The sequence below is a fragment of the Aphanothece sacrum FPU1 genome, assembly GCF_003864295.1.
Classification (GTDB): Bacteria; Cyanobacteriota; Cyanobacteriia; order Cyanobacteriales; family Microcystaceae; genus Aphanothece_B; species Aphanothece_B sacrum.
Map to the genome: position 1 here is coordinate 507,541 of NZ_BDQK01000001.1, position 19,843 is coordinate 527,383.

Here is a 19,843-nt window from a genome sequence, read left to right on the forward strand (position 1 = left end):
AGCAGATATCAATTATCCTACCGTTTTTTATTGATGTTTAGATGAAATGTAACACATTATCCTAAGTACGAATATAATGTTAATCACTGGAAAAGTGAGATTTATAACTTTCGCTTACAGTTACAACGTCGTATGACTAAAACCTTTTATAATTATCTGAATACAAAACTGGACTCAATTTATTCTGATTCTTTAGGATTTGTACAAATTAAAACCGACAAAATGGATTGTTTTCCTTTAGAATGTCCCTATACTTTGGAGCAATTATTAGATATTAACTGGCTACCTAAATTTTAAGTGCGATTATTTCCACATAAATAAATATTGTAATTTGTAGGGTGTGTTAGCGTAGCGTAACGCACCTAAACCGGTTAATATCAGACATAAGGTCTGTCATTAATTATTAATTTAGCCAAGAATATAGAAAGATTGAGAATAAACTAATTGACAAAGAAATTATCAGAATACGAAGATACAATAAGTTTTCAAGTTCTGTTAATTGAAAGAAGTATTAAGCAAAAAATACAAGAAGAATTATAAATTAATAGATATTTTTTGTTAAATCAACGCCTGAAGATAGACTAAAGTCTGATACTATAGGAACGAAGCCTCCGAAGGGAGGCTAAATTCAACCCGCGTGGGTGGGTTTTGTTTTTATAGCTTAACCCTGAGCGAGTTTAAGCTCGTTAAAACTACATTTTTTTGACAAATTCTTGATGTTCTTCTGTAGCAATTCCCTGTTGTAAAACCTCTAAAACTCTAGATAAATTTTCTGTTAATAAAGCATTAACATCTAACCATAAACCCGAATATATTTCACTTTTAATAACCCCATTTTCATCAGGTTCTAGTTTAATATATTTACCCTCTTTTAATATAAACCAATCAAATTCATTATCATATACTCGCCAGACTAAATACTCTTGGACTTGATTACGTCGGTAAGCTTTCATTTTATCATTTAAGTCAATAGAAACAGTACTCGCCGCAATTTCCACAATTAATTCTGGCGCACCTTCTACATAATCATCCTCACTAATAATTGATTGTCCACCCTTTTCAATTCTTAATAAAGCATCAGGTTGAGGATCATTATCAACATCAAGTCTTACCGTAGCATTATCAGCTAATTCAACTCCTGGTGTAGATGCTTCATAAACCCCTAACCAAGTCATAATTTGAGCATGAGGTTTGCCATGTTGTCTAAATCTTAATGCTGCTGCCATATAAACAATTCCTTCTATTAATTCTGCTTTCTTTAAATGTGGCATTTTCTGATAACGGGTTTCAAATTCAAAGCGGGTTAATTTATCCCCATTTTCTAAAGGCGGAATTGTTAAATTAGCTTTTATTATACTCTGAGTCATGATGATTACTCCTATTAATAGCTGTATGATTTAAGTTAAGAATTACTCAATAAATTAACAAATTCTTGATGTTCTTTCGTAGCAAGTCCCTGTTGTAAAACCTCTAAAACTCTAGCTAAATTTCCTATTAACAAAGCATTAATATCTAACCATAAACCCGAATATATTTCACTTTTAATAACCCCATTTTCATCAGGTTCTAGTTTAATATATTTACCTTCTCTTAATCTAAACCAATCAAATTCATTATCATATACTCGCCAGACTAAATACTCTTGGACTTGATTTCGTCGGTAAGCTTTCATTTTATCATTTAAGTCAATAGAAACCTTACTCGCAGCAATTTCTACAATTAATTCTGGCGCACCTTCTACATAATCATCCTCACTAATAATTGATTGTCCACCCTTTTCAATTCTTAATAAAGCATCAAAGCGGGTTAATTTATCCCCATTTTCTAAAGGCGGAATTGTTAAATTAGGTTTAATTATACTCTGAGTCATCATTATTACTCCTATTAATAACTGCTAACTGATAACTGATAACTGAAATTACCCCCTTCACTCTTTCCCCCAAGCTGCCATTTTTCCAGGGTTCATTAACCCATAAGGATCAACTTGTTTTTTAAAGTTTAATTGAGCAAAATCAATAATTTTACGCCCCCCATCTTCAAGAATATAAGTATGAGGGTTAGCAATACCTGCCCCTTGTTCTTCGTGATATTTTATGATCTCATTAAGTCGTTCTTCTGTGGTAAATTTTATTAATTGTAATCCTGCTGGAATTGTCTTTCCGTTGACTTTTATAAACTCTAAATGAATCATTACTTCATCCCCAAAATAATGATAAAAGTGTTCAACTTTTTCTAACGTAAAGTAAAAAGTTTGTAGATAAGTTAAGGTCGGATCAACACTACGAGCGTGTAACGTGGTATGATTCCAAGTAAATTCCAGTAAACTTGTCCCTTTACTGGCTTCTTGGGCAGTTTTCAGGTAAGTTATCTCCCCTTGATACTCAGATACTAATTCATGAAAAGCATCTAAATCGTACTCTGACACCATCAACAAGGCACAATGTTTGCCTAAGGGTAAATAATCGTTTAATCCTGTCAAATAAGGGCAAATGGGGGCAGCATGAACGGTAATCAGCTTTTTAACCATACCATCACTATCCCCTAAAGCTTGACCAAAACGGGCAGCCGTCATAAACTCATCAAAGACGACGATAATTTCAGCCCAAGGATAAGCGGGGGCTAAAGGGAGTTCTAATTGGGTTATAATGCCATTAGTGCCGTAAGCGTGGTTAACTTTTTGCACTTCATCCCCTCGTAATTCAATGATACAGGGTTCTTCTTCTAGAGTAACGATTCGTAAAGCTTGGACGTTACCGCGATCGCGTAATTGTCCATAGGTAATTGAACCCATGCCCATACTTCCGCCACCGATAAATCCCCCAATAGTGGCAATGCGATAGGTAGAAGGGGCCATGCGTAGTTCCCAGCCAATTTCTCGCGCTTTTTTGTCAAAAGCAGCCATTTTTACCCCTGGTTCAACACAAGCTAAACCTGGTTCAATCCAAGGAATTTGGCTCATTTTCGTCGTATCTAAGATAATACCACCTTCTAGGGGGATACATTGCCCATAATTTCCGGTTCCTGCCCCTCTAACGGTCAAGGGAATCTTATAATTAAGACAGGTTTGGGCAATTTGAATGATTTCGTCTTCATTAGTGGGGCGAACAACCAAATTACCCCGTTTATCTTTGAGTTTTTCGTAAAGAATCGGGCTAAAGTGATAATAGTCTAGAGAAAGTTTAGTCAGTTGGATCGGATCTATAATTATTTCTAAATTAGAAAGATCCGCAGTGATTTTATCCCATGGGAGTATCATAGATGTCATAAGCTCTTTAATAATGAATAATGGACAATAGACAATTAATAATTATTTAAACATCTAATTGTCAATTCCTTAGTAAATATGTAAATCTATTACTTTAGAGGAAATATTATTTTTATTATAAAACGTTTTGGAATAAATTAAGAAGTATGTTTGATACAGGATTAAAACGCATTACTGAACGATTAAGCCAAGCACTAGATCGAGATATTCTGATACAAAATACAGCTAACGCATTAAGAAATAATTTGCACGTTAATAGGGTAGTTCTCTATTATTTTTATCGTCATTGGCAAGGACAAGTTATCTATGAAGCTATCAGTTCTCAACACTTTTCTATTTTAGGATCTATGGGGCCTGATGATTGTTTTAATGGGGAATATGCTAAATTGTATGAAGATGGAAGACTTAGGGCAATTAATGATATTAATACTGAAGCAATAACCCCCTGTCATCGAGATTTTTTGCTAGATTTGCAGGTTCGGGCTAATCTAGCTGCTCCTATTCTTAATTCTAAAGGATTGTGGGGATTATTGATTGCTCACCATTGTCAAAGTTCTAAGTCATGGACTGATCTAGATATTGAGGAGATCAAAAAATCAGCAGCAATTTTAGAGAAAGCACCCGCTATTCAAAATAGTTAAGTTTACAATAAATAGAAGTAAACCCTATCGGACAAATTATGACAACAACAGATACCCCAAAACCTTCTCAACCGGATCAAGATACTTATCTTAATGAGATTCCTGATGAAGTCGAGATGTCTTTATTTGATCATCTTGAAGAATTGCGAATGCGTATTTTTTATGGATTAATTGCTGTTGTTATTGGCATAATTGGCTGTTTTATTATAGTCAAACCTTTAGTAAAATGGTTACAAATTCCAGCCCAAGGGGTAAAATTTTTACAATTGGCACCAGGAGAATTCTTTTTTGTTTCTATTAAGGTCGCGGCCTATAGTGGATTATTAATATCAAGTCCTTTTATTCTTTATCAAATTATTCAGTTTGTTTTACCTGGATTAACTCGTAAGGAACGTGGTTTATTAGGTCCCGTTGTTTTAGGTTCGAGTGTTTTATTTTTTGCAGGAATAGGGTTTGCTTATTGGGCATTAATTCCCGCAGCTTTAAACTTTTTTATTAATTATGGGGCAGATGTTGTTGAACAATCATGGTCAATTGAGCGTTATTTTGAATTTGTTTTATCATTAATGTTTTGTGTTGGAATTGCTTTTCAGATCCCAATTATTCAATTAATTTTAGGATTTTTAGGGATTGTTTCTTCAGAAATAATGTTAAAAGGATGGCGGTTTGTTATCTTAGCATCAGTCATTTTAGGTGCAGTTTTAACCCCATCTACTGATCCTTTAACTCAGTCTCTTTTAGCAGGGGCAGTATTAGCTTTATATTTTGGAGGTATTGGTATGGTAAAAATTATTGGTAAGTAAATAAATATATTAATTGTAGAACAGGCATCTTGCCTGTTATCAATCTTTTTCAATTCTCTACCTTCAAGGAAAATGTAATTATCAATTATTCATTATTAATTATCCATTCAGAACTTCTTTCTCCTAAGTCTAAAGGAATACTAACAACTTTACCTAAACGGGGACGTTCTTTCGTCATATCCACATAAGTTTTAACCTGTTCTATGGTTCCCCAAGTAGTGAGATAATTAGCAATAGCATTAAGATGTTCATAATATTCTTGTTCAGACAGAGGAAAAGAAGCTTGTTCGAGATATTTCCACATCACTTGACAATAAACTTTACCCTTAACTTGTCGAAGTTGGATATCATAAGATCGTCCCCATTTACTCAATAATAATTCGTGTAATTCTTGTCCGGTCATTTTTTTTGTTTCCAAATTTTGAACATTAACCCTAAACAAGTCAAAATATAACCCGATGTGAGTAACCCATTAAAATATAATAATCTTAAGGTTAATATTTCCGAACTTTGTAACGAACCTAACCATAATAAACTATAGGCAATGGCCCAAATAATAGTTAAACGAACTGATAAACGACTGAGAGATAATTTTTCTGAACTATCTGGACGAATATATAATGTCCATAAAGATGGTATCCATCCCACCATAGGAATTAAATAAATAATTAATTGAATTTTTTCTAACTTTCTTTCCTTAAACCGATCATCATTATCCATAATTATTAAAAGACAATAAAAAACCCTTAAATTATCATTTATGTAGGTAAAAGATGAAAACAGTCTCTAAAAATAATCTCAGTGCTATTATTTTAGCAGGAGGACAAAGTTCTCGTATGGGACGAGATAAAGCATTAATTCCCATCCAAGGAATACCGATGTTAAAACGTCTTGCTATCTTGGCTCAAGAATACACTACTGATGTTTATATTATTACCTCTTGGCCCGAACGTTATCAGTCTATCATTCCCCCAGACTGTCATCTAATACAAGAAATTTGTCCCTCTCGAAAAACTCAAGGCCCTTTAACAGCTTTTAGTCAAGCATTAACCCATATTAAAACACCTTGGATCTGGTTACTTGCTTGTGACTTACCTAACTTAACCTCCCCTGAAATCCTACCCTGGTTAACCTATTTAGAAACAGTTTCAGAAGACGCGATCGCACTTTTACCTCGTCACCCCAAAGGATGGGAACCCTTATGTGGGTTTTATCGCTATTGTTGTCTAGACTCCCTGCAACACTTTATTGATACAGGGGGACGATCATTTCAAAGCTGGTTACGACAACAGACAGTTGCAGAACTTCCTATGCGCGATCGTCAAGTTTTACTCAATTGTAATACTCCTCAAGAGTGGGAGAGCAATTTTCGTAGGTTGGGTTGAACCAGAGTGAAACCCAACACAGGTAAGAGAATAATCAGAGTTCGTGACTTCTATACATTGGTTTTGTTGGGTTGAGGAACGAAACCCAACCTACGTTTTGAAAGGGTGGATCACAAATATAAAATATACTTTCAGTTTTTAAAAACTTAATCAGGGTTTGCGATCGCAATTTTCGTAGGTTGGGTTTCACTATCGTTCAACCCAACACAGGGTTTTTGTTTTTCAGACATTTATGTCAAATTTATCCGGTATTCATAGACAAGAAGATTTTTTTGTCAAGAGCATTTGACATTATTTAACATATCGGTTACAATTAGTTACAATACAAAGAAGCAGTAAACAAATTCTTAATTGCCAAGAAAGGTGTTTGCAAAGTAAAATCGTGTGATTTCGGTATCTCCCATTAAATGATATTGAGTTCTCCTAGATAACCTCGGTGGCGTGCCGGGGTTTTTTATTGATAATGGCCTAAAAATTCTTCTAACTTGCTTGACGTAACTGGTTTAAAACCCTTTAAAATAAGTAAGGAAGCTTAATCAAAACTCGAAAAAGGTAGCAAGTATATGACACCATCTTTAGCCAATTTCTTATGGAGTCTGGTTTGGGGAACTGTAATTGTAGTTATTCCCGTTGTTGTGGGTTTGGTTTTCATTAGCCAAAACGATAAAATCAAACGTAATTTCTAAATTGTCTCCCCACCTAATCTCACGAAAGGGTGGGGATTTAAAACAGTGAACGCCTGAACGCCTGAACAGTTACCAATGATAAACACATCATTCTTTATTTAGATGCCTTGCCCTGATTCTTTACTGATAACTGTTAACTGTTAAAGGTAGGCATGGGTAAGTTAATATTTGTTATTTTATACAAAAGACATCTGTGGTCAAAACTCGCTACCATAGAAAAGAGAACGGAGAGCGATAATGGTAAACTTTGGGCTGAACTCGGCCAGTATCCTTGGTATTTTTCTAGCGGTTGCGGGAGCGGGCTTATATTTCTTGCGCTCTGTACGCCCCGAATTATCGAGGGATCACGATATTTTTTTTGCGGCCGTCGGCTTATTATGCGGCTTGATTTTGCTGTTTCAGGGATGGCGACTTGATCCAATTTTACAATTTGGGCAGTTTCTTTTAACAGGGGCCGCCATCTTTTTTGCGGTGGAAACCATTAAACTACGAGGGGCCACCACAGAACAAGCACGTCGTAATTCTCCTATTGTGGATAATGAACGTCGGGTTAGTAAAACGCGAGTCTATACCGAGGCCGAACTCGATCAAATCGAACCCTATGAGGAAGAACAAGAGGAAGGTTATCGCAATAATCGTCGCTTAAGAGGCTATGAAGAACCTCGTAGTCCTCGTAGGTCTAATTATTCTCAAGAAGAACCAAGAACCTCTAAAACGCGCCGTCCTGCTGATTCTTATGGCGATACTGAACCCCCTCGTAAGCGGCCTTCTCGTCCGGGTTCTTCAAAACCTGAATCTTACGATGCTTGGGAGGAATCTTCGGATATGTGGGAAGAAAGACCAAAAACCCCTCGTCCTCGTCGTCCTCGTCCAGACAGTCAGCCCCCAGAAACCTCTCAAAGACCTCCTCGTAAGCGTCCTAGTCGTCCCTCTGGCGATCAAGAACGTTATCCGACTCGCAGTTCCCAGAGTACACCTACAGATTACGTCGATTATCAACCTATCGATCCACCTATGGCCGATCAGGGAACTATACCCCCATCAGATGAGGATTTAAGAGGCGATCGCCCTGATGATAATAATCCCAATCGTTTCGATTATTAACGGTATTGAAGGTGAGGGTAGGAGATTCTCGATGGTTACGGATAGGGATAGTAGGGACTCTGATAAGCTTATTATCTGCTTGTGAGAGTTTCAACCGTCCTCAAGCTCCTGCTGCCCTTAACAGTCGTTATAATGATGAACAGCCTACTTTAAGTGGGGATGGTCGCTGGTTGGCCCTGGTATCAAATCGCAATAATAATAGTCATATTTTACTATACGATTTACGGGGTAAACTTTTTGTTAATTTGCCGGGCCTCAACCAAAGTGATGTCATTGTGGAAAATCCTAGTTTGAGTCGGACGGGTCGTTATTTGGTGTATATTTCTAGTATTCAGGGACGGCCTGATATCGCTTTGTATGATCGGGCTACCCAAAGGGCCGAATTATTAACATTAGGATATCGTAGTTGGGTGAGAAATCCCCAAATTAGTCCCGATGGACGCTATGTTGTCTTTGAAACAGCAAAACGAGGACAATGGGACATCGAGGTGTTAGATAGAGGGCCTTTAATAGAGTTAGATATTCCTGATGGTACTCCAGTAAATCCTTAAACAGTGAAGCGTTTTGTCTTAATTTTTCTGGCGGTTTTGAGCAGTTTTATCGGAGGTTGTACGGGTTATCCTCGCCTCTTGAATTTTCCTTTAGATGGAGGAGGAAGAAGTTTAAATAGTCGTGCGTCTGAGTTGACTCCTCAAGTGAGTTCTCTTTATATTGTATTTGTATCTGATCGTAATGGTTCTCAAGATGTTTATTTATTTGATGCACAAAAACGGGTATTAATTGATTTACCGGGGTTAAATTCTCTTGATGAGGTGGCCTCTCATCCTTCTATTTCTGAGGATGGCCGCTACATTGTTTTTGCTAGTAGTCGTCAAGGAAGATCTAATATTTATCTATATGATCGTCAAACCCAACAAAAACGCAATTTAACGGAGAATTTAGCCGCAGAAGTGCGTAATCCGACAATTAATGCCCAAGGGACGCAAATCGCCTTTGAGGTGGCAAAAAATGGTCAATGGGACATCTTATTATACGATCTTTCGGGAAATGCGATTCCATAGTTTTGACAGAAGGTAGGAGACAAAAGGTCTCAACTTAGTCCAAAATGCCGACAGGCTAAAGCCTGTGGCTATACCAACAAAGTCCGACGAGCGCAGACTTTACTGTAACATTAGCCTGTGTAGACAGGCTTTGTACAGTTAACCCCACCCTTGGCAGGGTGTGGGTGGGATAGTGAGAAAGGTTGCACCCCGTCAAGTTTCGCCTTAAGTTGACACCAATGACGGCCGTTGACCCTTACAAGGTTCAAATGATTGAGATTGTCTTAACATTTGCTTTGACTATAAACTAGAAAAAGGAAGATTGAAAGGCAATAACAGATGAGAAATTTAAGATATTATGGCAGTCTGGGATTATTATTAATTGCGGGATTGTTGGGTAATTATTTTAAATTACCGCTTTTTTTCAATATTGATTTTCTTTTTGGTAGCATTGCGACTTTGATGGTGGTTAAGGGTTATGGAATTTTTTGGGGAACTCTTGCTGCATTGATAAGTAGTTCTATTACCTATTTTTTGTGGGATCATCCCTATGGGATCATTCTTTTTACAGTTGAGGCCATATTTGTTGGTATTTTATTACGTCGCTATCATAATTTAGTGTTATTAGATGGCATTTATTGGTTATTTATTGGTATCCCTTTAGTAGCATTGTTTTATGGCCAATTTTTGTCTATTCCTTTAACAGGAACTGGGTTAATTGTTTTCAAACAATCAGTTAATAGCATTTTTAATGCCTTAATTGCTAATTTAATTATGACCTATTTTCCTTTTTATAAAATTATTAGTTATCAAAAATTTAATAATTATTTATCATTTCAACAGACGATTTTTAATCTTTTACTAACATTTGTTATGTTTCCCGCTTTGATATTGACAGTTATTCAAGGAAACCAAATTATGGACTCCACTGAAAACGAAATCAAAAATGAATTACAAACAGCTATCATCCACTTGAAACAAGATATAATGCAAACATGGTATCAAACTCATTTACAAGGTCTTAAGTCTTTAGAACCCATAACCAGAGAATTTTTAAAAGATAACACAGTAGATATTAATAATGAAATTAAACTTATTCAACAAGCTTTTCCCTCTTTTTTTCGAGTTTATATTGCCAATAAAGAAAGTATTATTCTGGCGGCTGCTCCTCCAGTTAATGAAGTAGGAAAATATTTAATAGGATTAAAAATTAACTTTGACGAGCCATCAAATACCCAAAATGTAAAGAATTATCTGTCCCCAAAAATTACTGAGATACATATTAATGAATCAAATCTATCTCATCTTGATCTTATTATTCCTCTTCTTAATACTAAGGACAAACAGTTATTAGGACTGATTCACGGTTCAGTTAATTTAAAAAAACTATCTCAAATCATTAATATTAATTTAACCAAACATTCTATAGAAACTATTTTATTAGATAAAAATAATCGGATTATTACTTCAAATCAAAAACAATTCAAAAATCAAAAAATATTTAATTGGCGACAAAATGGAGAGATTAAGGACTATGGAGATGAAATCTTTCAATGGTTTAATATTGCCCCACAAAGCCCTTTTATCAAACGTTGGCGTAATTCTTTTTATGTTAAAGAAGTATCTTTAGAACCTACATTACCATGGAAGTTAGTCCTTCGTATTTCTACACTTCCTTACTTAGAGAATTTAGAATTTCTCTATATTAAAAATTTGTCTATCATGTTAATTATTGCCCTATTGGGGTTATTTATGTCTGTGGCAGTCAGTCGTTTTGTAGTATCTCCTATTTTAGACTTAGCTCAAGTGACGAGTAATTTACCTCAAAAGATTCTTGATGAGTCTCAAACAGATAATTTTCTTGATACTCATATACAAGAATTATCCTTATTATCTAATAATTTTGAGTTAATGACAATCGCTCTTAAAAGACAATTTAGGGAAATTCAAAAAGCCAAACAAAGTTTAGAAAAAAGAGTTGAAAAAAGAACAAAAGAATTATCAATACTTAACCAAAATTTATCTCAAGAAATTATTGAGAAACAACAGATAGAACAGTATTTGAGAGATAATGAAACTCGTTATGATTTAGCTATTTCTGGAACGAATTATGGGATTTGGGATTGGGATTTGGCTACTAATTATGTATATTATTCGCCCGTTTGGATGAAAATTTTAGGCTATGAAACTGAGCCTTTACCCTATTTATTTACTACTTGGTCAGAAAAAGTCCATCCTGATGATTTTGAGGGAGTAATTAAGAATATTCAAGAACATTTAGCTGGAAAAACCGAACTTTATGAAAATTTTCATCGTCTAAAACATCGAGATGGCTATTATATTTGGGTAGAAGCTAAAGGAAAATGTCTCAGAAATGAACAGGGTATTGCCACTAGGTTAGTGGGAACTATTACTGATATTACCCAGAAAAAACAAGCAGAAGAAGACTTAAAAGCAGCTAAAGAGGCAGCAGAAATTGCTAATATTACTAAGAGTGAATTTTTAGCAAATATGAGTCATGAAATTCGTACCCCAATGAATGCTATTTTGGGATTTTCTGCTCTTTTACAAGGGATAATCACTGAAACTAGACCCCGTTCTTATCTTGATTCTATTGTGTCTAGTGGCAAAATGTTACTTGCTTTAATTAACGATATTCTAGATCTATCTAAACTAGATTCCGAAAAGTTAAAATTGAATTATGAACCGATAGCTTTACGACAAATAATAGAAGAAATTCAAAAAATATTCTCAGAAGAAGCAAAACAAAAAAATATAACTTTGTCTGTTATTATTGAGAATAATGTACCTTCTGTTATCTTATTTGATGAACTAAGACTGAGGCAAATTCTATTTAATCTTGTTGGTAATGCTTTAAAATTTACGGAACAAGGCTATATTAAAATTGAGATCAACAGTCAATTATATCTCCCGTTAGAAGATATTTCTCCTGAATTTTGTACTGTAACTATTGCCATAGAAGATACGGGTATTGGTATTGCTTCAGAACAACAAGAAAGGATTTTTGATGTGTTTACTCAAAGTGATGGACAAAGTACTCGAAAATATGGAGGAACCGGACTAGGATTAAGTATTACAAGGCGATTAACGGAAATATTAGGAGGACAAATTAAATTAGAAAGTAAATTAGGGAAAGGTAGTAAATTTACCTTAATTTTCCCTCAAGTTAGAATTGCTAATATAACTGAAGTTTCTCTTGATCATAAAATCACAAATATCGATTTTAATCTACTACATCAATCTAAAATTTTAGTAGTAGATGATATTTTATCTAACAGGGAGTTAATGCAAGGATATTTTACAAAAACTCATCATCAAATTTTACTAGCAAAAGATGGATATGAAGCCATTGAACAAGCTAAAAAATACCATCCTGACTTGATTATTATGGATTTGAAAATGCCTAATCTTGATGGAATTCAAGCAATTAAACGCCTCAAAAAAGATATAGAAACTCAGGAAATTCCTATTATTATGCTAACTGCTTGTTCTGAAGAAACTGATCAACCATATTTAACCTCTCTGTGTCAAAGTTTTCTCAGAAAACCCATCACTACTCAGCAATTATTCTCAGAATTAACAAAAATCTTACCTTATGATCCGCCTCAATTAGATATTGTAGTTCAAGATCCCGAAATTGAAGAGTCTTTCTCTGAATTATCTCCCACTGATCCCGAATTATTAGAAAAGCTGCTTCAGGAAGAAGAAATTGTATGGTGTACCGTCAGTCAGACTATGATCTTAAGAGATTTACGCAAATTTGCCCAACGTTTGCGACAATGGGGAGAGGAGTATCAATGTAGTCAATTACTTGATTATGCTATCCTTCTCAATACACAAATTCAAGAATTAGATGGAGATAATCTGTCTGATACAGTTAATGCGTTTCCTAAAATGTGGCGATCGCTTCCTTAAGAGACCATTTTAATACTCCCCCCTAACCCTCCTTTTTAAGGGGGGAATAAACTCAAAAAACTCGCCATAAAAAAGGAGAAATCAATCAAAAAACCTAAACTTTCCCTAATCAGTGATAATTTAGCAATGAAATCATTTAACCCCGAAGAGTGCCTAATTTTGATTGTGGATGATATTCGCAAAAATCTCCAATTACTAATAGAAATACTAGATAATGTAGGGTATGGAACAACTTTTGCTATCAATGGAATTCAAGCTTTAGAACGGGTAAAAATGACAAAGCCTGATCTAATTCTCTTAGATTTAATGATGCCTGAAATGAACGGTTTAGAAGTCTGTGATAAAATAAAAGCTGATTCGACTTTGGCGAATATTCCCATTATTTTTCTGACAGCAAGTAACGAAAAAGAACACTTGATAGAAGCTTTTGAAAAAGGGGCTGTAGACTATGTTACTAAGCCGTTTCAAGCTTCTGAACTATTGGCGCGGGTAAAAACTCATTTGCAGTTAAAACAAACCCAAGACGAACTACGTCAAGCTTATGCAGAAATGGAAATAATAGCCCATAGCGATCCCTTAACTGGAGTCCTCAACCGAGGGGCAATTTTTAATTTTGCACAACAAGAATTTGAACGGGCCAGACGCTATGATTCTCAATTTGCGGTCTTAATGATTGACTTGGATCATTTTAAGTACGTTAATGATACTTATGGTCATGATATGGGGGACATAATTTTGATCACTACGGTGAAGGTGATGGGCCAATGTCTGAGAACAACGGATTGTTTGGGGCGTTATGGAGGAGAGGAATTTTTGGCTATTTTGCCAGAAACCTCTGTCCCTGGAGCATCTGATGCAGCAGAACGCATTCGTCAAGCGATCGCCGCTCAATCTTTTCCGGTGGAAAACGGCATACTCAAAATAACTACAAGTATCGGGGTGACTATTTATAATTCTGAGGATGTTAAAATCGATGAGGTGATTAAACGGGCTGATTTAGCTGTTTATCAAGCAAAAAACACAGGACGGAATCAAGTTATCACCTTGATGAATACTACTTTTAATCATCATTTATCCTCCTAATTTATATTTACCAATTTCTAATAAATCTCTACTTCCTGTAATACCTTGTCCCATAAATAATAACAAAGCAAAACAATTTAACATTATATGAATGTTGCGCCAACGATTTGATCTATCTTCATAAATGTCTTCAATAATTGCCAGGGAAAATATCATCAGTAAAGCAACTACAATGCCAATATAATAATGGGACATATACCATTCATTTGTTCGTCGATATACTCCATCTTGACAACCTAAAATAACTACACCTGCTCCTGTTAAAGTAGCAAAAATACCTCGCCAATGTTTCTGTCTAGATCGGTGAAGAAATACCAAAGAAACACAAGTCAAGACAAACATTAATAAAATAAAAATTGTTTGTAATAAATTGCTTGACCAAAGCTGTTTGGTGATGATATTTTCTCCAATGGGATGAGCTAGTCCTAACAATGTAACCCCGACTACCCAACTAGATAACCAACGACCAATTGTAACATGATCTCGTCCAACAATGGGGGGAATTTTACTTTTTTCTCCAGTTAATGTTTGTAACCGTCTCTGACGAGTTTGCCAAGCAAAATAACAGACAATACCAATTAAAGGAAAAACAAAAACTATCGCCAGAGTAGGATGAATAATTAGCAAAAAATCTACAGGTTTCATAGGTTATTGATACATTAAGAAGATTTAATGTTGTAAAATCAATGGATACCATTAATAGCAGTCATCAAGGGAGACAGTAAACTCATCCCAATATCAAACAATCTAGCAAACAATTCTTAATTTTAGATGAGAGGAGAGTATGAACGAAATTAAAAAAATTTACGATCAAGATAACATCTTGGTGATTATTCCTGTTCGTAATGAACAAGAATCTATTGTTAATATTATCGCATTTTTACAGAGTTTAGGCTTGAATAAAATTCGGGTGATTGATAATGGTAGTAGGGATCATAGTGGTATTCTAGCGCAAGAAGCTGGAGCAGAGGTAATTTTTGAACCCATACCTGGTTACGGACAAGCTTGTTGGAGGGGTTTACAAGAATTGACCCCTGAAATTGAATGGATTTTGTTTTGTGACGGAGATGGAAGCGATGATTTATCACAATTACCCCTATTTTGGCAGCAAAAAGATAATTATGACTTAATTTTAGGTGATCGTACAGCAACAGTTAGTGGACGCAAAGTAATGACTCCTGTACAACATTTTGGGAACCGTTTAGCTAGTTTTCTCATTGGGTTAGCTTGGGGTTACTCTTATCATGATCTTGGCCCATTACGTTTAATTCGTCGAGATGTTTTAGACAAAATAGAAATGGAAGATCGAGGGTTTGGTTGGACAGTAGAAATGCAAGTAAAAGCAATTGAATGTCAATTAAAAATTTGCGAACTTCCGGTTAATTATTATCCCCGACAAGGAGGAAAATCCAAAATTTCTGGAACAATTTCTGGAAGTATTAAAGCAGGAATAATTATTTTAAGTACCCTAGCTAAATTATATATCAGACGATTGAGTAAAAGGCAGCCAGAAACTGAAAAAAAAAAGAATAAATCAAAAGTTTTAAGTTGGTTAAGTGGACTATTATTATTATTAGGAACTTTTTTAATTATTCCCTATGGAGATTTTAGAGAAATAGAAGCAGTTCCTCATTTTTGGTGGGGAATAAGTGTGATGGGAATAGGATATATATTATCTTGGGGTATTTATTCTATTGGAAGACTTTGGTTCGGGATAGTAACTATTTTAACTCGACTGTTTTTACTGTTTATGTATCCAGGGGATGATATCTGGCGATATCTTTGGGAAGGATATTTACAAACTCAAGGAATTAGTCCCTATAATTTTTCTCCTAATGCGATAGAATTACTCCCTTATCGTACATCCTGGTGGCTTCTAATTAATCATCTGGATGTATCTGCTATTTATCCACCTGTGGCCCAATGGGGATTTAGATTTTTAGCTACTTTTGGGGCTAATGTTATTATCTTTAAATTAGGATTTGTTGGGGCAGATTTGTTAGTTTGTTGGCTATTATATCATCGTTTTGGCAAGATAAAATCTTTAATTTATGCCTGGAACCCTTTAGTTATTTATTCCTTTTCAGGTGGCGGCCATTATGATAGTTGGTTTATTTTACCTTTAGTAGGTAGTTGGTTTATATTTGATAACATTAAATCTCAAGATAATACTCAAATAAGGAAATGGATTTTGAGCAGTTTACTATTAGGAATTAGTATCGGGATAAAATGGATCTCTTTACCCATTTTAGGCTTTTTAGTTTGGCAAGCTTTTCGTCGTATTAATCTTAAATTAGCACTGCTAGTTCTTATTACTGGATTATTCCCTTTAAGCATCAGTGTACTTCCCTTTTGTACCTTTGGTAAATGTCCCTTAATTCCTACCAGTTCAACCTTTGTTTCCCATGGAAGAAGTGCGGAATTATTTCCTTATTTATTAGCTTTGGTTTGGCAAGGTTCACGTCAATCAAATTGGATTTATGCCTTATTTTTAATCGCTGCTATTGCGTTTTCATTAATTAAGTTTAACACTTTTCAATCTTTTAATCAAGGCTATTTCTTCTTTTTATTGACCCTTTCTCCCATTATTCATGCTTGGTATTTTACCTGGATTATTCCTTTTTCTGTAGGGAATCAAAATTTAGGGGTTCGGTTGATTAGTTTATCAGCTTTTGTTTATTTTATCTTACAGTATCGCATGGCACTGGGTGATAGTAGTTGGGTTTTAATAGATAGGGAAAGGTTATTATTATGGTTGCCTTTTTTATTAGGTTATCTCTGGACAATTTGGTATAATATAAATAGAAAAAATATTGCTTAAAGATTCCCTCTAGCTGCTTGTTCAACTTCAATGGCTTCAAATAAAGCCTTAAAATTACCTTGACCGAATCCTGGAGAACCTTCACGTTGAATAATTTCAATAAAAAAGGTAGGACGGGAGGCTAAAGGTTTAGTAAAAATTTGCAGTAAGTATCCTTTTTCATCCTGATCTAAAAGTATTTTTAGTTCTTTAAGACTATTAATATCTTCATTGATTAAATTAGCTTTCTCTGATATTCTATCATAATAAGCATCAGGTATTTCTAAAAATTTAACCCCATTTAATCTTAATTTTTTGACAGTTTTAATAATATCATTTGTTCTCAGGGCAATATGTTGTACTCCTGAACCCATATGAAAGTCAAGATATTCTTGAATTTGGGATTTATATCTTCCTTCTACTGGTTCATTGATGGGAAATTTTATCTGACCATTTTGATTAGTTAATACAGTAGAAGTTAAAGCCGAATATTCTGTGGCAATATCTTCTTGTCTGAATTCTTGATAGGAATAAAATTGAAAAATATTTTCATAGAAATTAGTCCATTTATTTCTATTTCCCAATTCTGTATTAATCACAACATGGTCAATTTCTATTAACCCCACTCCTTCAACTAATTGAGGAGAAGATATAGGATAATATTGAGGTAAAAAACTATTATAATTATGACGTTCAATTAAAGAATGACTTAAATCTCCTTGATAAGCTGCTAAAGTGGCTTTAATGATATATCCTTTTGCTATTTTAGTTAAGGTAGGTTCAAGAATAGATTTAGCCCCTTTATTGACTGCTGTTTGAAAGACATTTTCTACATTATCTACTAATAAAGCAATATCATAAACTCCATCTCCATGTAATTTTATATAATCAGAAATATGCCCCTGGGAAATTAAAGGAGAAGTTAGAATAAAATGTATATTTCCTTGTTCTAATAAATAAGAAGTATATTCTCTTACTCCTGTTTCTAGTCCAGCATAACCGATAACTTTAAAACCAAAAGCTGTTTGGTAAAAATAGGCTGCTTGTTGCGCATTACTGACATAAAATTCTACATAATCAATTTTTTTGATTTGATTAACTTTTTCCTGTTGATTTGGCAATATTTTAGATTCAGTTAGAGTCATTAGTGATTTCCTTATCTAAATTTATTTAAAGATAGCAAAAAATGAGAGTTAAACAGGTTTTAAGTCATGAAAATACTTGACAATAACTTGCATTCAATTAGATTTTGCGGCGTTGCAGCAATCAGAGTATGAAACAGCCATTCTTTGCGTCGATTCTTTGCGTCTTTGCGCGAGATAAAAATCATCCTTTAATTCAGCCACGCCGATTTTTCTTTTCCCATACATCCTAACATATTTTGTTGTTAATTTGTTTTGAATTTTCAATTAAAAATTATTTTTTGTGTAATTTTGATATAGATTAAATGTAAAATCATCCAATTCCCAAGTGCCTAATAATGTTTTACTTTCCTCTAATTTAAACTGTTTTTCTAACATAGCTTTAACTTTCTCTTTTTGTTTTTCTGTTGTCGGTTTACCCCAAACAGGACGTTGACTATCTAACCAAATAATCCGTTCATATTGATTTGTTGTAGATTGTAATGTTTTTTCTAATTTAGATGCAAGTTCGTCAGAATTTTGAGCAAGTAAGCTAACAGGAGAAGTGGAGGGAAGATAATAAGCAAGACGTAATACATGACCCCAAGCTTGAGAATTCATAACAATTAAAGTAGGGGTGTCAGGTTGTTTTTCAATAATATTAGAGATTTGCTGAAACATGGAACGGGAACGAAGGCTAAAATCAGTTATATTAACGGTTAAATAGATAATTAAGAGGCTAATAATAGTGATATCCTTCCATTTTTTTGCAGCTTTTTCTAAATAAATTGTTACTAATAATAATAGACCAGGAAGAACAAAAATCACCGATCTTCCCCAACCAAATCCTAAAGTGAATTTTTGAGTAATAATATCGAAAGTTAACATTAATAATAAAGGGAAAATACCCAGTAATAATCCGATAGTTAATAGACGATATTCTTGGTTATACCACAAACTCCAAATACACCATACTAAAATAGTAAGTGCGATGATTCCTATGAGAGTTATTAGCCAAGATGGGGCTATACTAACCCAGTCTCCTAATAATAAATGAATACCCAAAACATCCAGGAATTCTTGGCTATGTTTTAACATTGCTTCTAACCAATTATTCGTAGTTGCAAATCTGCCTAAATCAGCATTTCTTAATTGTTGTCGAGTTCCCCACCATAACCAAGGAATTGTAATGATAATACTACTGAATAAATAAAGAGCATATTGCCACCATCTTTGTGGGTTTAATAACAGTATTAACGCGCCTAAAACTATCAACCAAAAGGCAAAATAATAAAAAGTCATAAATCCGGCTGATACGGATATAATTAATAGGAAAGTCCAAAACCATTTGGAATTGAGAAAAACAGGTTTTAATATCAGTGAATTTAAACTTCTTTGAGCAGAATTTCGAGAAATTAATTCTAATAATGACCAACTACTGAGTAAAGTCCAAAATACGAGAGAAGCATACATTCTGACATTTAAAGAATGGAATAAATAATAGGGATTTAAACCCAGTAAAGCCGCAAATAATAATCCCCCTTGATTTCCTAATAAACACCGTCCTAACCCGTAAGCACAACCGATTGAACCAAGACTAAATAAAGCAACTAAACTCCGCATAGCAACTTCTGAATTTCCCCATAATCTTAACCAAAAATGTTGTTCAATAAAAAAGAGAGGGGGATGAGGTTCAGCGACTAATCCTTTGAGAAAGTTTACAAAAGTTTGTGCTACATCATTAAAATTATTTTCAATCGGTAACTTCAGTACATTAATATAATTAGACAAAAGAACGGGCATATCTGTTGGGTGTTGATAACTATTTTTTTGACCTGTAGATAATAACAAGGATAACACTTCATCATACCAAAATTCTCGACTACCTAAATTAACAATTCTGAGGATAACTGCCATCCCTAAAGCCATTAGTAGGGTAATAATTAAGGTTTGTTTTGATAATTTCATACAATTAGCCA

The 19,843-nt window shown here is 34.4% G+C and carries 18 protein-coding genes and 1 pseudogene; 11 read left to right on the forward strand and 8 right to left on the reverse strand.

Features of this window, described 5'->3' with window-relative positions; genetic code table 11:
- Positions 1–78 precede the first annotated feature (78 nt).
- Positions 79–297: pseudogene (locus AsFPU1_RS02350) on the forward strand (DUF29 family protein); the annotation flags it as partial.
- 395 nt (positions 298–692) lie between these two features.
- Here the strand turns inward: AsFPU1_RS02350 and AsFPU1_RS02355 are convergent.
- The 3 genes from AsFPU1_RS02355 to AsFPU1_RS02365 are packed head-to-tail and all read right to left on the reverse strand — an operon-like array spanning position 693 to position 3,256.
- Positions 693–1,367, reverse strand: a complete 675-nt coding sequence (locus AsFPU1_RS02355) for a Uma2 family endonuclease (RefSeq protein WP_124976327.1) — start codon at positions 1,365–1,367, stop codon at positions 693–695.
- A 35-nt stretch (positions 1,368–1,402) separates the two neighbouring features.
- A complete protein-coding gene (locus AsFPU1_RS02360; RefSeq protein ID WP_124976355.1) occupies positions 1,403–1,870 on the reverse strand; it encodes a Uma2 family endonuclease in 468 nt (155 codons plus the stop codon).
- 57 nt (positions 1,871–1,927) lie between these two features.
- On the reverse strand, positions 1,928–3,256 hold the full coding sequence (locus AsFPU1_RS02365) for an FAD-binding oxidoreductase (protein WP_438357525.1): 1,329 nt from the start codon (positions 3,254–3,256) through the stop codon (positions 1,928–1,930).
- A gap of 155 nt (positions 3,257–3,411) precedes the next feature.
- On the opposite strand from AsFPU1_RS02365, the gene AsFPU1_RS02370 reads away from it, so the two are divergent.
- On the forward strand, positions 3,412–3,906 hold the full coding sequence (locus AsFPU1_RS02370) for a GAF domain-containing protein (protein ID WP_124976331.1): 495 nt from the start codon (positions 3,412–3,414) through the stop codon (positions 3,904–3,906).
- 38 nt (positions 3,907–3,944) lie between these two features.
- A complete protein-coding gene (gene tatC, locus AsFPU1_RS02375) occupies positions 3,945–4,709 on the forward strand; it encodes a twin-arginine translocase subunit TatC (RefSeq protein WP_124976333.1) in 765 nt (254 codons plus the stop codon).
- Positions 4,710–4,794: 85 nt separating this feature from the next.
- Here the strand turns inward: tatC and AsFPU1_RS02380 are convergent, their stop codons facing one another.
- Positions 4,795–5,112 carry a DUF3067 family protein gene (locus AsFPU1_RS02380; protein WP_124976335.1) on the reverse strand — a complete coding sequence of 106 codons (318 nt, stop codon included), beginning with the start codon at positions 5,110–5,112 and terminating at the stop codon, positions 4,795–4,797.
- Positions 5,109–5,429 carry a hypothetical protein gene (locus tag AsFPU1_RS02385; protein ID WP_124976337.1) on the reverse strand — a complete coding sequence of 107 codons (321 nt, stop codon included), beginning with the start codon at positions 5,427–5,429 and terminating at the stop codon, positions 5,109–5,111. Before AsFPU1_RS02385 ends, AsFPU1_RS02380 begins: the two co-directional genes overlap by 4 nt.
- Positions 5,430–5,482: 53 nt before the next feature.
- On the opposite strand from AsFPU1_RS02385, the gene AsFPU1_RS02390 reads away from it, so the two are divergent.
- The 7 genes from AsFPU1_RS02390 to AsFPU1_RS02420 all read left to right on the forward strand — a co-directional run bounded on the left by AsFPU1_RS02390 (position 5,483) and on the right by AsFPU1_RS02420 (position 13,943).
- Positions 5,483–6,094, forward strand: coding sequence for a molybdenum cofactor guanylyltransferase (locus tag AsFPU1_RS02390; protein ID WP_124976339.1), 612 nt, complete (start codon positions 5,483–5,485; stop codon positions 6,092–6,094).
- Positions 6,095–6,657: 563 nt separating this feature from the next.
- Complete coding sequence (gene psbX / locus AsFPU1_RS02395; protein ID WP_124976341.1) at positions 6,658–6,780, forward strand: photosystem II reaction center X protein; 123 nt, start codon at positions 6,658–6,660, stop codon at positions 6,778–6,780.
- Between the two features lie 237 nt (positions 6,781–7,017).
- Positions 7,018–7,884, forward strand: coding sequence for a Ycf66 family protein (locus AsFPU1_RS02400; RefSeq protein WP_124976343.1), 867 nt, complete (start codon positions 7,018–7,020; stop codon positions 7,882–7,884).
- A gap of 11 nt (positions 7,885–7,895) precedes the next feature.
- Positions 7,896–8,435 carry a TolB family protein gene (locus AsFPU1_RS02405; protein ID WP_227873578.1) on the forward strand — a complete coding sequence of 180 codons (540 nt, stop codon included), beginning with the start codon at positions 7,896–7,898 and terminating at the stop codon, positions 8,433–8,435.
- Between the two features lie 3 nt (positions 8,436–8,438).
- The gene (locus AsFPU1_RS02410; protein WP_124976347.1) at positions 8,439–8,945 is read left to right on the forward strand and encodes a TolB family protein; all 507 of its coding nucleotides are present in this window, start codon (positions 8,439–8,441) and stop codon (positions 8,943–8,945) included.
- A 318-nt stretch (positions 8,946–9,263) separates the two neighbouring features.
- Complete coding sequence (locus AsFPU1_RS02415; protein WP_125061032.1) at positions 9,264–12,860, forward strand: ATP-binding protein; 3,597 nt, start codon at positions 9,264–9,266, stop codon at positions 12,858–12,860.
- Positions 12,861–12,986: 126 nt separating this feature from the next.
- Positions 12,987–13,943: a diguanylate cyclase gene (locus AsFPU1_RS02420; protein WP_125061033.1), complete on the forward strand. Its 957-nt coding sequence runs from the start codon at positions 12,987–12,989 to the stop codon at positions 13,941–13,943.
- Here the strand turns inward: AsFPU1_RS02420 and AsFPU1_RS02425 are convergent.
- Positions 13,932–14,588 (reverse strand): DUF4079 domain-containing protein, encoded by a 657-nt coding sequence (locus AsFPU1_RS02425; protein WP_124974596.1) that lies wholly within the window; start codon positions 14,586–14,588, stop codon positions 13,932–13,934. The two genes, AsFPU1_RS02420 and AsFPU1_RS02425, sit on opposite strands and share 12 nt — an antisense overlap.
- A 139-nt stretch (positions 14,589–14,727) precedes the next feature.
- On the opposite strand from AsFPU1_RS02425, the gene AsFPU1_RS02430 reads away from it, so the two are divergent.
- Positions 14,728–16,764, forward strand: coding sequence for a glycosyltransferase family 2 protein (locus AsFPU1_RS02430; protein WP_125061034.1), 2,037 nt, complete (start codon positions 14,728–14,730; stop codon positions 16,762–16,764).
- Here the strand turns inward: AsFPU1_RS02430 and hppD are convergent.
- Both hppD and AsFPU1_RS02440 read right to left on the reverse strand, forming a co-directional pair.
- Positions 16,761–17,888 carry a 4-hydroxyphenylpyruvate dioxygenase gene (hppD, locus tag AsFPU1_RS02435; RefSeq protein ID WP_124974602.1) on the reverse strand — a complete coding sequence of 376 codons (1,128 nt, stop codon included), beginning with the start codon at positions 17,886–17,888 and terminating at the stop codon, positions 16,761–16,763. The two genes, AsFPU1_RS02430 and hppD, sit on opposite strands and share 4 nt — an antisense overlap.
- A 264-nt stretch (positions 17,889–18,152) precedes the next feature.
- Positions 18,153–19,832, reverse strand: a complete 1,680-nt coding sequence (locus AsFPU1_RS02440; RefSeq protein WP_124974604.1) for a glycosyltransferase family 39 protein — start codon at positions 19,830–19,832, stop codon at positions 18,153–18,155.
- Positions 19,833–19,843 lie beyond the last annotated feature (11 nt).

Excerpts from the sequence above, each read along its gene's own strand:
- AsFPU1_RS02355 (WP_124976327.1), bottom strand. The coding sequence starts at position 1,367 with ATGACTCAGAGTATAATAAAAGCTAATTTAACAATTCCGCCTTTAGAA.
- AsFPU1_RS02360 (WP_124976355.1), bottom strand. The coding sequence starts at position 1,870 with ATGACTCAGAGTATAATTAAACCTAATTTAACAATTCCGCCTTTAGAA.
- AsFPU1_RS02365 (WP_438357525.1), bottom strand. The coding sequence starts at position 3,256 with ATGATACTCCCATGGGATAAAATCACTGCGGATCTTTCTAATTTAGAA.
- AsFPU1_RS02370 (WP_124976331.1), top strand. The coding sequence starts at position 3,412 with ATGTTTGATACAGGATTAAAACGCATTACTGAACGATTAAGCCAAGCA.
- tatC (WP_124976333.1), top strand. The coding sequence starts at position 3,945 with ATGACAACAACAGATACCCCAAAACCTTCTCAACCGGATCAAGATACT.
- AsFPU1_RS02380 (WP_124976335.1), bottom strand. The coding sequence starts at position 5,112 with ATGACCGGACAAGAATTACACGAATTATTATTGAGTAAATGGGGACGA.
- AsFPU1_RS02385 (WP_124976337.1), bottom strand. The coding sequence starts at position 5,429 with ATGGATAATGATGATCGGTTTAAGGAAAGAAAGTTAGAAAAAATTCAA.
- AsFPU1_RS02390 (WP_124976339.1), top strand. The coding sequence starts at position 5,483 with ATGAAAACAGTCTCTAAAAATAATCTCAGTGCTATTATTTTAGCAGGA.
- psbX (WP_124976341.1), top strand. The coding sequence starts at position 6,658 with ATGACACCATCTTTAGCCAATTTCTTATGGAGTCTGGTTTGGGGAACT.
- AsFPU1_RS02400 (WP_124976343.1), top strand. The coding sequence starts at position 7,018 with ATGGTAAACTTTGGGCTGAACTCGGCCAGTATCCTTGGTATTTTTCTA.
- AsFPU1_RS02415 (WP_125061032.1), top strand. The coding sequence starts at position 9,264 with ATGAGAAATTTAAGATATTATGGCAGTCTGGGATTATTATTAATTGCG.
- AsFPU1_RS02420 (WP_125061033.1), top strand. The coding sequence starts at position 12,987 with ATGAAATCATTTAACCCCGAAGAGTGCCTAATTTTGATTGTGGATGAT.
- AsFPU1_RS02425 (WP_124974596.1), bottom strand. The coding sequence starts at position 14,588 with ATGAAACCTGTAGATTTTTTGCTAATTATTCATCCTACTCTGGCGATA.
- AsFPU1_RS02430 (WP_125061034.1), top strand. The coding sequence starts at position 14,728 with ATGAACGAAATTAAAAAAATTTACGATCAAGATAACATCTTGGTGATT.
- hppD (WP_124974602.1), bottom strand. The coding sequence starts at position 17,888 with ATGACTCTAACTGAATCTAAAATATTGCCAAATCAACAGGAAAAAGTT.
- AsFPU1_RS02440 (WP_124974604.1), bottom strand. The coding sequence starts at position 19,832 with ATGAAATTATCAAAACAAACCTTAATTATTACCCTACTAATGGCTTTA.